The organism is Mesoflavibacter profundi (assembly GCF_014764305.1).
Taxonomy (GTDB): domain Bacteria; phylum Bacteroidota; class Bacteroidia; order Flavobacteriales; family Flavobacteriaceae; genus Mesoflavibacter; species Mesoflavibacter profundi.
Map to the genome: position 1 here is coordinate 1,177,166 of NZ_CP061703.1, position 10,967 is coordinate 1,188,132.

The 10,967-nt window shown below is 27.4% G+C and carries 12 protein-coding genes; 1 reads left to right on the top strand and 11 read right to left on the bottom strand.

What is annotated here, in order from left to right; all coding sequences use genetic code 11:
• Positions 1-3 precede the first annotated feature (3 nt).
• The 8 genes from IFB02_RS05425 to IFB02_RS05460 are packed head-to-tail and all read right to left on the bottom strand — an operon-like array spanning position 4 to position 7,424.
• Entirely contained in the window at positions 4-597 is a 594-nt protein-coding gene (locus IFB02_RS05425; RefSeq protein ID WP_106688045.1) for a sugar transferase, read from the bottom strand.
• Positions 590-1,453 carry a sulfotransferase family protein gene (locus IFB02_RS05430; RefSeq protein ID WP_106688046.1) on the bottom strand — a complete coding sequence of 288 codons (864 nt, stop codon included), beginning with the start codon at positions 1,451-1,453 and terminating at the stop codon, positions 590-592. The genes IFB02_RS05425 and IFB02_RS05430 overlap by 8 nt, the downstream gene beginning before the upstream one ends.
• Positions 1,446-2,672 (bottom strand): glycosyltransferase family 4 protein, encoded by a 1,227-nt coding sequence (locus IFB02_RS05435; RefSeq protein WP_146131253.1) that lies wholly within the window; start codon positions 2,670-2,672, stop codon positions 1,446-1,448. The genes IFB02_RS05430 and IFB02_RS05435 overlap by 8 nt, the downstream gene beginning before the upstream one ends.
• A gap of 4 nt (positions 2,673-2,676) precedes the next feature.
• On the bottom strand, positions 2,677-3,810 hold the full coding sequence (wecB, locus tag IFB02_RS05440) for a non-hydrolyzing UDP-N-acetylglucosamine 2-epimerase (protein WP_106688048.1): 1,134 nt from the start codon (positions 3,808-3,810) through the stop codon (positions 2,677-2,679).
• Between the two features lie 34 nt (positions 3,811-3,844).
• Positions 3,845-4,978: a polysaccharide biosynthesis C-terminal domain-containing protein gene (locus IFB02_RS05445; RefSeq protein ID WP_223878877.1), complete on the bottom strand. Its 1,134-nt coding sequence runs from the start codon at positions 4,976-4,978 to the stop codon at positions 3,845-3,847.
• Positions 4,963-5,400: a WxcM-like domain-containing protein gene (locus tag IFB02_RS05450; protein WP_106688050.1), complete on the bottom strand. Its 438-nt coding sequence runs from the start codon at positions 5,398-5,400 to the stop codon at positions 4,963-4,965. The genes IFB02_RS05445 and IFB02_RS05450 overlap by 16 nt, the downstream gene beginning before the upstream one ends.
• Positions 5,401-5,403: 3 nt before the next feature.
• Positions 5,404-6,414 carry an SDR family NAD(P)-dependent oxidoreductase gene (locus IFB02_RS05455; RefSeq protein WP_106688051.1) on the bottom strand — a complete coding sequence of 337 codons (1,011 nt, stop codon included), beginning with the start codon at positions 6,412-6,414 and terminating at the stop codon, positions 5,404-5,406.
• A complete protein-coding gene (locus IFB02_RS05460) occupies positions 6,411-7,424 on the bottom strand; it encodes a glycosyltransferase (RefSeq protein ID WP_106688052.1) in 1,014 nt (337 codons plus the stop codon). The genes IFB02_RS05455 and IFB02_RS05460 overlap by 4 nt, the downstream gene beginning before the upstream one ends.
• Positions 7,425-7,508: 84 nt before the next feature.
• Here IFB02_RS05460 and IFB02_RS05465 point away from each other — a divergent pair, with 84 nt between their 5' ends.
• Positions 7,509-8,387 (top strand): NAD-dependent epimerase/dehydratase family protein, encoded by an 879-nt coding sequence (locus tag IFB02_RS05465; RefSeq protein ID WP_106688053.1) that lies wholly within the window; start codon positions 7,509-7,511, stop codon positions 8,385-8,387.
• On the opposite strand, the gene IFB02_RS05470 is transcribed toward IFB02_RS05465, so the two are convergent.
• The 3 genes from IFB02_RS05470 to IFB02_RS05480 are packed head-to-tail and all read right to left on the bottom strand — an operon-like array spanning position 8,382 to position 10,964.
• A complete protein-coding gene (locus IFB02_RS05470) occupies positions 8,382-9,248 on the bottom strand; it encodes a polysaccharide deacetylase family protein (protein WP_106688054.1) in 867 nt (288 codons plus the stop codon). The two genes, IFB02_RS05465 and IFB02_RS05470, sit on opposite strands and share 6 nt — an antisense overlap.
• Before the next feature lies 1 nt (position 9,249).
• Complete coding sequence (locus tag IFB02_RS05475) at positions 9,250-10,167, bottom strand: sulfotransferase domain-containing protein (RefSeq protein WP_106688055.1); 918 nt, start codon at positions 10,165-10,167, stop codon at positions 9,250-9,252.
• A 5-nt stretch (positions 10,168-10,172) separates the two neighbouring features.
• Positions 10,173-10,964: a sulfotransferase domain-containing protein gene (locus IFB02_RS05480; RefSeq protein ID WP_106688056.1), complete on the bottom strand. Its 792-nt coding sequence runs from the start codon at positions 10,962-10,964 to the stop codon at positions 10,173-10,175.
• Positions 10,965-10,967: the final 3 nt, after the last annotated feature.

Here is a 10,967-nt window from a genome sequence, read left to right on the forward strand (position 1 = left end):
TAATTATAAAAAGGTTTTAATTATATAACCTATATCACGTAATAATGAATAATTATAAATGTATTCTTTATTAATTTCTATTTTTTTAGGCCAAATTACATTTTGATTATAAGATTCTGGATTGTCCTGCTTTTGTAACAATTCTTCTTCATTTTTAAAATAGATAGAAGCTGGACCTGTTATTCCAGGTTTAATTGTTAAAATAATTCTATCTTCTCCTGTTAATTGGTCTGCAAATCCAGGTACATCTGGTCTTGGACCAACAAAACTCATATCTCCAAACAATACATTTACTAGTTGAGGTAACTCATCTATCTTGCTTTTTCTCCAAAATCTTCCTGCTTTGGTTATTCTTGGATCTTTATCTGTTGATACAGTTGTGGTATAACCTTCTATATTTTTCATTGTTCTTATTTTAAAAACATAAAATGGTTTACCATATTGACCGATTCGTTTTTGTCTAAATATACCACTTAGTTTTGTATCAAATTTTGCAATTATTATTGCTAACAAAATTAACCAACCTGCTAGTATTAAACCTATTAAAGACAGTATTATGTCTAAAATTCTTTTTGATATTTTCTGTAATTTAGTCAATGCTATAATTTAATTTTTCTAAAGTTGGTTTTAAAATTTTATTAAGATGTACTTGTTCTTCTTGAGAAAATTCTTTTTTGTAATTACCAACACTTTTTATACTCACTTTAGATACTGCTTTTTGTAAATCTCCTTTACTTTCAACTTTTAAAAATTTTAATATTTCTTCCAAATTTTTTTGAGGATTCAACACAAAATCTTCGTATCTAACATCTAAAATCTTTGATGTTTCTATTTGTTGTCTGTGTATTATTGTATTTTCTGCACAATGCATCCATTGTTGAGCACATAAATCCAACAATGTTAGGTTAACAACATCTTTATCTATGCCTTTATAAATAGGTCCCCAAAAAGATAAAGATTCTTCTTTTGTTACCGTTTTTTTTAACCTATTATAACCGAATTTCCAAACATAATAAAAGAGATCTTGTAAAGGAACATATCTTAATTTTTTTAATGTATACTTTAAATCAAAACTAGAGTTCCATCTTTTCATAGCGCTTGGTACAACATCTCTACCGTCTCTATTAATAATAATAAATTTAGCATCTGGGATAACTTGATGTACAAAATTTAAGCGTAGAGAATTTGCACAAGTTTTTTCTACTATAAATGGAGCATGACTTTTTTTATAGCGTCTTAAAAATCTTTTATTAATATATTTTTTTATCCTTTTTGATGCTAAATGTTCTGGTAGTTCATCTGTTGGATAATTTTTATTCCCGTATCGCCATATTGGATTAATTTCATCACAATCCCAAGTGTCAAATTCTGGTAAAGATGTAAGTATATCTCTTAACATATTGGTACCAGATCTTCCTGCTCCTATAATTATAACAGGTGTATAATTACTCATTATTTGCTATTTTAATTAAATTTTTTTCAATTTTATCTACACTAGATTCTATAGATAAATTTTCTTGATAGTACTTTTTACCATTAATCCCCATTTGTTTTATCTGATCCGGGTTTAGAGCTATCATTTTTTTTATTTTATCTTCTAAATCAAGGCTGTTATCTGGTTCAAAAGTAAATCCTGCTTTTGCTTCATTTAATATATCACTAGCATCTCCTTTTAAACCCATTAAAATAGGTTTTCCAGATTTTAAATATGCTAATATTTTAGATGGAATTGTAATACTAAATAAAGGATCATCTTTTAAATGCACCATTAAAAAACTAGCTGCATTTAAATATTTGCTTACTTCTGAAGAATCTACTCTTGGTATAAAAATTACGTTATTTAAATTTTCTTTTTCTTTATAATTAATTAGATTTTCTTGATCTGCTCCACCTCCAAGAAAAATAAAATTAATTTTATCTATTTGTTGATTTTGTAAGCTTTTAGCTGTTTTTAAAATAGTTGTTAAAGATTGTACTATTCCTAAATTACCAGCATATAAAATATTAATTTTTGAAGCGTCAAAATATCTATCTAAAGTTTCTTGAGGAAGCTTTGCGTTTTTAATTTGATCTCTACTCCAATTAGATACAATTTCTAATTTATTTTCTGGCACACCTTTACTTAAAAGACTTTTTTTAAATCCTGGTGTTGCTACTGTTATAAAATCTGCGTTTCTATAATTCCAATTACACCAAGAATTTATAATTTTTAATATTTTAGGCTTACTAAGCATTCCTGAAGCAGCTACAGTTTCTGGCCATAAATCGTTTATATCATATAAAAACGGAACTTTTTTTATTTTTTTTAAAATTATAGCTGGTATTGCAACAGGAATTGCACCTTGGTATACAAAACATACTTGCGGTTTTTTTACAAGCCACAACCCAATTAAACTAGCGCTAAAAGCATAAGATATATAATGCAATATTCTTTTGAATCCAGAGTTACTATGGTCTGGATAAATTGGCACTCTAATTACATTTATACCTTCTATATTCTCCCTTTTAAACAAGCTTTGCTTATACCCTTTATAGATTTTACCAATAGGATAGGAAGGAAATCCTGTTAAGACTTCTACCTCATGACCTCTAGAGACTAGTTCTTTAGCAAAATCTAAACTCTTGGCTGTTGGCTCTGGATTAAAAAGTTGTTTAACTATTAAAACTCTCATTGCTTTACTTTGACCAAACAACTCTATTAATGTAATCTGTGTACGAAATAATTATTCTTACCATTTTTTCGCTAACATTTGGCATTGAATAATCATAAACTTCTCTAAAATTTCTTTTTGGATTTCTTTCTTGAGCATTTAATGCTGCTAAACCTTGCATTATGCGTTCTGGATTTAATCCTACCATCATTACAGAAGCTTCTTCCATTGCTTCTGGTCTTTCATGAGCTTCACGAATGTTTAGTGCATGAAAATTTAAAATTGAAGATTCTTCAGATATAGTTCCACTATCTGATAATACTGCAAATGAATGCATTTGCAATGCATTATAGTCGTTAAATCCTAATGGCTTTAAAAACTGAATGTTTTTATGTGTTTTTACTTTTTTTGCCTCTAACATATTTCTTGTTCTTGGATGTGTAGAGACTATTATTGGGTAATTATATTTTTCTGCAATTAGGTTTAAAGATTCTATTAGACCATTGAAGTTTTTAGGGTTGTTAATATTCTCTTCCCTGTGCGAAGAAACCACAAAAAACTTTTGCTTTTCTAAACCTAACGTTTCTAATACATTAGAAGCTTCAATTTTTGATTTAAATTTATTTAAAACTTCATACATTGGACTACCCGTTTTAATCACTCTATCTGGAGATAATCCTTCTCTTAATAAGTATTCTCTAGCTATGGAACTATATGTTAGGTTTATATCTGCTACATGATCTACAATTTTGCGGTTAGTTTCTTCTGGTACTCTTTGATCAAAACACCTGTTTCCTGCTTCCATATGAAATACTGGAATTTGTCTTTTTTTAGCAGGTATTGCACATAAACATGAGTTTGTGTCTCCTAAAACTAAAAATGCATCTGGTTTTAATTGTTCTAATATAGGATCTATCTTGATTAAAATATTTCCAACAGTTTCTGTAGCGTTTTGTCCTGCAGCGTTTAAAAAGTAGTCTGGTTTTCTTATTTCTAAATCTTCAAAGAAAATCTCATTAAGCTCATAATCGTAATTTTGACCCGTATGAACTATTATGTGTTCTATTGCATCATTTTTATCTAATGCTTGCATAACACATGCTAATCTTATTATTTCTGGTCTAGTACCTACTACTGTTACTACTTTTAATTGTTTCATCTTTATTTTATACTATCTATGGTGTTTTTTAAAACTATACTTCTACAAAGTAAGTATCTGCATCTTCAGGATTATAAGGTTCATTTATCCAAAAAAGGGTAATTAACTCTGTGTCTCCTATGTTTTTAATATTATGTGTGTACCAAATTGGCATGTCTACATAAGCTGGATGTTTTCCATCTAAATCAAAACTATATACTTTATCTGTATTAATTTTTCTTAATTCTATTCTAGCTTTACCTTGTATTACTGCAAATCTTTCGATTTTTCTAGTGTGGTAATGATTACCTCTAGTTATTCCTGGTACTGTTGTTGAAAATGAGGATTGACCTGAAACGCCTGCACGCATTATTTCGACAAACGCACCTCGGTTGTCTTCATGCTTGGTGAATTTTCTAGGGAAATAAGACTGTAATGGAATAAAACTTGTAAATGTATTAAACAGGTTAATTTCAAAGCTGTTTATTGGTACATTTGGTACTTTTCCTTCTTGGACATACTCTTTATTAAAATGGTTTAATAGGTTAAGTATTTCAGAAACTTTTTTTGTTGCTGTATGAGGTACTGTATATTTTAATGCAGGTGTGTCTTGATTGCTAATTATATGTTTATAAAAAACTTCTGAAAGCTGATTGATGTAAATTAAATTTACTTCTCCGTCGTTTATTATATTAGGTGTTTCGCCATTAATTATTTGATGACTAAATGTCGCGATAAATGAATTATAAAATGGTTTACCAAATGGTCCAAATACATTAGGAATAATTAAAGATGCGACTTGGGAATTGTTATTTTTTGCCCACTGTTCTAATGCTTCTCTTCCGTCTCGTTTAGATTTACCATATAAATTATCTTTTTCTTCTTGAGATGATGATGAAAATATAATTTTTGGTGTTGAATTTGTGTCTTGACAAGCTTCTATTAATTGGTTTACTAAATTTACATTAGTGTTATAAATTACTTGTTGGTCTTCATGACGATTCATTGCAGCTATATGCAATATGGTATCACATTGACTTACAAAATTTGAAAGCTTTGATTTGTCTTCAAAATAAGATCTTTCAAAGTCAATTAACTCTATGTTTTCTTTTGTACCTAGATAATTATATAAATGACTTCCTATAAACCCTGCTTGCCCTGTTATTCCTACTTTTATTTTTTGTTCCAATTTACCCATTTTGTTTGTTCAAATCTGTAATGATCATCTTCTATTTCATTTAATGCATAATTTGACATTATCATTAATTTAGACTGTTCTGTATTTGCTTTAAAGCCATTTGCATAACCTTGTGGTATAAATAATACTTGAGGCTTGTCTTCTTCTAATGTAAAGTGATAAATTTTACAATTGTCTGAAGGATTATCCCAATTATCTATTTTAACAAGTTTTACTTCAAAACTTCCTTTTACACAGTAAAACCATCTACTTTCTATTTTATGTCCTTGCCAAGCCCTAATTGTTGATGTGTCTGGATGCGTTGTAAAATACATACGTTTTACATCTTTCATATCAAATGGATTTACAAACTGTAATGTTCCTCTATGATCTTGATATGTTCCTCCTTCTATTAATTTAGGCTCTAAAATCATGAATTATATATTTGAAATATCTTCTTTGATAAAGTCTAATTTTAAAAGCAATTTTTTCATGCCTTCAACATCTAATTGTTCTGTATTATGAGAATGATAATCTTCTACTTTATCCATATCTACTTCACCTTCAGAAAAATAATTAGCATAATTTAAGTCCCTATTATCTGCTGGCACACGGTAATAGCCACCTAAATCTTCTGCTTTTACTCTTTCTTCTCTTGTTAATAAGGACTCGTAAAGTTTTTCTCCGTGTCTTGTACCTATTACTTTAAGTTTACTGTTAGATTTATATAAATCTAATAATGCTTTTGCTAAAGTTTCTACAGTAGCTGCTGGTGCTTTTTGAACAAACATATCTCCTGGTTCTGCATTATTAAATGCAAATAAAACTAGGTCTACAGCATCTTCTAAAGTCATCATAAAACGAGTCATTTTAGGATCTGTTAATGTTAAGTCTTTACCTTGCTGCATTAACTCTACAAACAATGGTATTACAGATCCACGAGAAGCCATTACATTTCCATACCTTGTACCAGAGATTACAGTATTACCAGCATTTCTAGATTTTGCTATTAATACTTTCTCCATCATTGCTTTAGAAATACCCATTGCATTGATTGGATAAACTGCTTTATCTGTACTTAAAACTACTACGCTTTTTACGTTATATTTAATTGCTGCATCTAAAACATTTTCTGTTCCTAATACATTTGTTTTTACGGCTTCTATAGGGAAGAACTCGCAAGAAGGCACTTGTTTTAATGCTGCTGCATGATAAATATAATCTACACCTCTTACTGCTGTTTCTACAGATCTATAATCACGTACATCACCTATATAGAATTTTACTTTTGGATTAGATAATTGCCTACGTAATTCGTCTTGTTTTTTTTCGTCTCTAGAGAAAATTCTTATTTCTTTAAAGTCTGAATTTACAAATCGATTTAAAACGGCATTACCAAATGATCCTGTACCACCTGTTATTAATAATGTTTTGTCTTTAAAATTCATTTTTTTGTTATAAGTAAGTTTACGTATTCGTCTAATTTATTTACCACTTTAGATATTTGCTTGTTGCCTTCTAATTCGCCTTTTAAAAACAGTTCCATTTTATTTGCAATACTTTCTGGATCTGTAGGGTTAAAAGTTTGAACTTTTTCAAATACATCATAAGCATAAGGTAAATCTGAAACTAATACTTTAAGTCCTAAATCATGTGCTTCTATTAAAGGCATTCCAAAAGCTTCTGCAGTAGATGGAAATACTAAAGCTTTAGATTTTAAATATACTTCTTCTATTTTAGAATTATCTATGTATCCAACATTAATAATTGTATTTGGATAATTTGAATTAATAGTATTAACATATTCCATTAATCCTTCTTGATGACTAGGTATTGTTACAAGTAGATTTGTTTTAATGCCTTTTTTTAATAAAATTTCTAAAGCTTTAAATAATGTTTTATGATTTTTATGTGGTGCAGCACTACTTACATAACAAAAATCATATTCGGTTTTATAAATAGATTCGGTTTTGAATTTTTTATAAATTGGAATTGTTAATACGTTTTTACTTGAAGTTTTATTAAGTATTAGCTCTTCTATATGTTTAGATTGTACTAGGACATTATCTACGTTTTTATTAAAAAGTTTAAACCAATTACTAAATATAAAATACTTAATCCCAGCTTTAGATAGTAGGTTTTTTTTCTTGAAAAATAATTCGTTATAAAACACTAAAAACGAATCTTTGTTTTTTACAAAAGGTGGTAAATTACAAAGGTAAACAACATCTTTTCTAAATTTGAAATATCTAAAAAACGTACCTAATTTACCTGTTTTAATTATATTTAAATTAGGGTAATTCTCTGATTTAATATCATTAATTACGTGGTCATATCCTAAGTAGATTTGGATATCTATATCATATTCTTTTAGTTCTGTTAATAATAGCTTTAACAAAACTAATCCGCCACCAGAATAAATATTACTAGCTTCTAAAATTATTTTAGATTTCAACATTTAATTTTTGACAAAATTAATCAAATGTTTTAAATCTAATGTATTAATATTGTAAAAGGTATTTTCTAATAATTTAAACATTAAATGACCAAAAAAATCATTTTAGTAACAGGAGGTAATGGGTTTTTAGGCTCTAAAATTGTTGAAGAGTTAATTAGTCAAGGTTATTTTGTAAAAATACTTACTAGAAAAGCTAAGCAGAATATAAGTCATCAAAACATTGAATATATAATAGGTGATCTTAATGATTATTCTAGTCTAATCTTAGCTTTAGAAGGATGTTATGGTGTGATACATGCTGCAGGAGAAAAGCGAGATGTTAATAAGATGTATCAAGTTAATGTAGAAGGTACTAAGAATATAACTAAAGCAGCATTAACAAGTAATATTAAATATTTTTGTCTTTTAAGTAGCGTTGGTGTTATTGGATATAATTCTAAAAAAATATTAGATGAAACCTCAAAATGTTACCCGTTAAATGAATACGAAAAAACAAAATTAGAAGCCGAAGTTTTTTTTAAAAACAACTTTTACAAAACAGACTGTAATAGTGTTATTATTAGACCTACAAATGTGTTTGGTTATGATCACATCGATTTTAATCAATCATTTTCTAGTAAAATAAAAAGATGGATAAAGGGTAATGAAATTGCTAATTATATATACGTAAAAGATGTTGCTATTGCTTGTTCCTACTTTTTAAACACTAAAACGTTTTATAACAATGAGGTTTTTATAATAAATCAAGAAAAAGAAGCTTTAAAATTTAAAGATATATATTCGATAGTTAATAAAACTAAAACCAAATTTTATCCACCTATTCAAATACCTTGGTTTTTAAGATATATTAAACAAGGAAAAAACAATTTAGGGAATAAATATTATTCTATTAATAAAATTACTGATACTGGTTTTAAAAATAAGTATAACATTAATAAAGCTATTGAAGATTTATTATCATAAGTTATTAATCCAATAGGTGTTATTTTGTGTTGCTTGTTTTTGAGCTTTACTTAAAAAATACTTCACAAAATTTAGTGGTTCTTTAAAAACAACAACATCTCTTCTTAATGCTATATTAGTACTTTTTAAACCATTAGATTGGCTTATATGGCAACCTCTTACTGCTGTCGCGCAACTTTTATAACCAAATTTGTAGACTTGATTTAAATATGATTCTTTAAAAAATTTAAATTGGCCTCTTGGATAAGCATAATGCTTTATAGTTAACCCTTTTTCTTCTAACATTTTAGTACTTAAAGTTAGATCCTCTTCAAACTCGGTTGGGTTTAAGTGTACTTGTTCTTTATGATCGTAAGAGTGATTTCCAATTTCATGACCATCCTTAACTAAAGTATTAATATCTTCCCAAGTCATAATTTCAGTTAATGGTACTCCTAAACGCTCTGTACAAACTTTATTATGAAAACTTATATCTCTATTCTCTATAGTTTGAGGATTTATAAAAAAACAACAGCTTATGTTATATTTTTTAAAAATCTTTGAAGCAACTAAGTTGCTTTTTAATCCATCATCACTGCTAAAACAAATATAATAATCATCTATTTTATTGTTTAAGATCTTTTCTACAGCATCACTATAACTTATAACCTTAAAATTATTTGATATGTATTTAATTATTTTTTCGGCATTTTTTACTTCATCATCATAGATATAATGAAAGTACAAAAATTGTATTCCTTTAAAATCTTTTTTTACGCTACTATTTAACGATAGTAACTTTAATACAAAATCTCTAATATTTGTTTTAAGGTAATTTCCTCGCCATTTTAATACATTTTTATAAGTTGTAGTATATGTCATTTTACCAAGGAGTTTTAGGTATTAAAGTTTTTATTTTTAGAATTTCTTGTTGGTAATCCTCATGTAATTTTTTAATTATATCTTGATCTACATGGTCTGTACTTATTTTGGTCGTATTTATTTTTTTATATAATGGGCTTAATATGTTTTTTAAGTACTGACCTATCTTTACACCTAATTTTCCTTTATTTAAAAACTTTATATAAAAGGATCTAAAACCATTATAAGTTTTATTTAGAAGCTTACTTTTGGTTTTAACTGTTTTATTAAAGTGCGAAAAGTTATAGTTATTATAAAATTGTTTTTCAATATTAAGATTATCACTTAACTCTAGCATGAAATCTTGCGGATTAGAGGTTAAATCTTCATAGAAACAAATAATAATGTCTTCTCTTTTAAAGGCATCAAAAATTGTCTTTAAATAGTTTGAATAAAATCCTGTTTTATAAGCCATTAAACTAGGATTACTATCACCTAAATATTCTTTAGATTTTTTATAATAATCCTTAAAAGTAATATTTTGATCTATGGAGCCTTGTTGTTTTCCAAAGTTGTACCAAGATTTAAACCTTGATACTGGATGTCTTAGTATAAGTACAATTTTGGTATCATAAAGATTGGAAAAACTTTGTAATCTATATATTGTTTCTGGATAATACATATAATCAGGAGTTGCTTCTAGATTATATTTTTCTTGATTGTTAGAATTAAAATAGTTTTTATAATCTTTAAAATCTTTTGTATAACTATATGTAGAATGTAAACCTAAACTATCTTGTGTGTCTTGATTTAAAAAATAGTTTGTTTGCTTTATATGTGAACCACAAATTTTAGGGTGATCGGCTAAGTAATTAAATACAGATGTAGTTGCTGCTTTACTTGTACCTGCTAAAATAATATATTTGGTTGTTATGGACATTTTTATTAAAGTTTATCTATCCAACTTCTATCTTTTTCGTAACCCAAATCTATTAGGTTTTGTCCAGCATACTTATCAAACATAATAGCTGCTTCTTTAGTAAAATGGTTTTTCCAATCTCCAGATACGCCTTTTCTTAGAAAACTATTTTTATCTTCTTCACCTGGTTTTCGTTTTGTTTGATTTTTAAAATTATAAGCGTTTACTGTATCTTCTAATTTATTGTTGTCTATAGAGGTTTCTCCTAAAAAAATTAACGCTTTTTCTAACTCTAATGCTGTATTTGTTAACATGTCTTCGTATCTAACAATACATATTTTGTCTTTATGTCTATAATAATCCTCGTTTAATTGAGACCAACTAAATTTATTAAAACCTTTTAAGTAATCTGTGTATAGATATTCTATAAACAAAGGTAAATTTTGCTTAATATTATCATAATCCTCAAAAGGCAACTTATCTCTATTTTTCTTTGTTACATTTGGATTAATTCTAGAGTTTCCTATTACATAATGAAAATAATAAGATACCATAATATCTCTTCCGTCTCTTACTACATATACAATCTTGTTGAAAGAATCACTGTATTTATAATGTCCATGTATAACGGCGTGTTTAAATTTAGGAACTACATTTCTAGGGTAATATGTATCTAGATATTTAGAAATAAGTTGAGTCATCCATGTACCACCAGATTTTGGGTACTCTACTATTTGAAATAGATTTAATTTTTTTGAAAAATAGTGCCAGTATACATATCTAACTAAAGAGTTGTACTTTCTTTCTACAAAGTTCATATC

Coding starts and splice junctions, on each gene's coding strand:
- IFB02_RS05465 (WP_106688053.1), top strand. CDS start 7,509: ATGACCAAAAAAATCATTTTAGTAACAGGAGGTAATGGGTTTTTAGGC.
- IFB02_RS05460 (WP_106688052.1), bottom strand. CDS start 7,424: ATGTTGAAATCTAAAATAATTTTAGAAGCTAGTAATATTTATTCTGGT.
- wecB (WP_106688048.1), bottom strand. CDS start 3,810: ATGAAACAATTAAAAGTAGTAACAGTAGTAGGTACTAGACCAGAAATA.
- IFB02_RS05480 (WP_106688056.1), bottom strand. CDS start 10,964: ATGAACTTTGTAGAAAGAAAGTACAACTCTTTAGTTAGATATGTATAC.
- IFB02_RS05450 (WP_106688050.1), bottom strand. CDS start 5,400: ATGATTTTAGAGCCTAAATTAATAGAAGGAGGAACATATCAAGATCAT.
- IFB02_RS05455 (WP_106688051.1), bottom strand. CDS start 6,414: ATGAATTTTAAAGACAAAACATTATTAATAACAGGTGGTACAGGATCA.
- IFB02_RS05430 (WP_106688046.1), bottom strand. CDS start 1,453: ATGAGTAATTATACACCTGTTATAATTATAGGAGCAGGAAGATCTGGT.
- IFB02_RS05435 (WP_146131253.1), bottom strand. CDS start 2,672: ATGAGAGTTTTAATAGTTAAACAACTTTTTAATCCAGAGCCAACAGCC.
- IFB02_RS05470 (WP_106688054.1), bottom strand. CDS start 9,248: ATGACATATACTACAACTTATAAAAATGTATTAAAATGGCGAGGAAAT.
- IFB02_RS05475 (WP_106688055.1), bottom strand. CDS start 10,167: ATGTCCATAACAACCAAATATATTATTTTAGCAGGTACAAGTAAAGCA.